This window comes from Candidatus Hakubella thermalkaliphila (genome assembly GCF_013281975.1).
GTDB classification, from domain to species: Bacteria; Actinomycetota; Humimicrobiia; order Hakubellales; family Hakubellaceae; genus Hakubella; species Hakubella thermalkaliphila.
On the sequence record NZ_BLRZ01000378.1, the window covers coordinates 1 to 779 of the forward strand.

General features: G+C 43.1%; 1 protein-coding gene. It reads right to left on the minus strand.

Annotated features, from left to right (window positions below):
- Positions 1 to 779, minus strand: a 779-nt coding sequence (locus HW443_RS12265; RefSeq protein ID WP_176238342.1) for a M16 family metallopeptidase, incomplete at both ends; no start/stop codon positions are given.

Sequence of the window (779 nt, forward strand, 5' to 3'; positions counted from 1 at the left end):
TCCGAGAATTAGATTGCCCTTGAGCTGAGCCTTTGCCCTTTCTACATCAATGTCCGTAAGCATGTCTGCCAGACCTCTGAGTTCTTTGAGAATAAGCTCTATCACCTGCGATCCTTTCTTTTTTCCTGTCCCGGCATAGACAGCCAATACCCCTGTATCAGTGTAGGATGATATATATGAATAAACAGAATACGCAAGCCCTCTTTTCTCCCTTATTTCCTGAAAAAGCCGTGAACTGACACCTCCGCCGAGGATTGTATTCCGAATAAACAATACATACCTGTCTTTGCTTGCCTGCGGCATGCCTTCAACGCCGCGACAACGATGAACTTCAGGAAGTTCTTTGCTGTAAACTTTTATTTTACTGTTAAACAGAGGACGCGGTTCCTTGTCTGGCTCCGACCCTTTCCTGAGAGAAATAAAATTATGATTTAGCGCATCTAGAAGCCTGTCTGTTTCAAAATTTCCTGCGCATGATATAACAATGCCCTTTGTCCCGTAATGTTTTTTTGTGTGGCTGACAAGGTCTTCCCTTGTGAACGCTTTAATCGTCTCTCTCCTGCCGAGTATCGACTGTCCTATGCCGTCATTGCCCCATATTGCCTGGTTGAAGAGGTCATGTATGTATTCGTCAGGCGTATCCTCAACCAGCTTTATCTCTTCTTTGATAATCCCCTTTTCTTTCTCAATATCTTCTTCCGGGAATGTAGAGTGAATGAATATATCAGACAGGAGTTCTATGCCCTTATCAAAATATTCATCCATGACTTTGATATAGA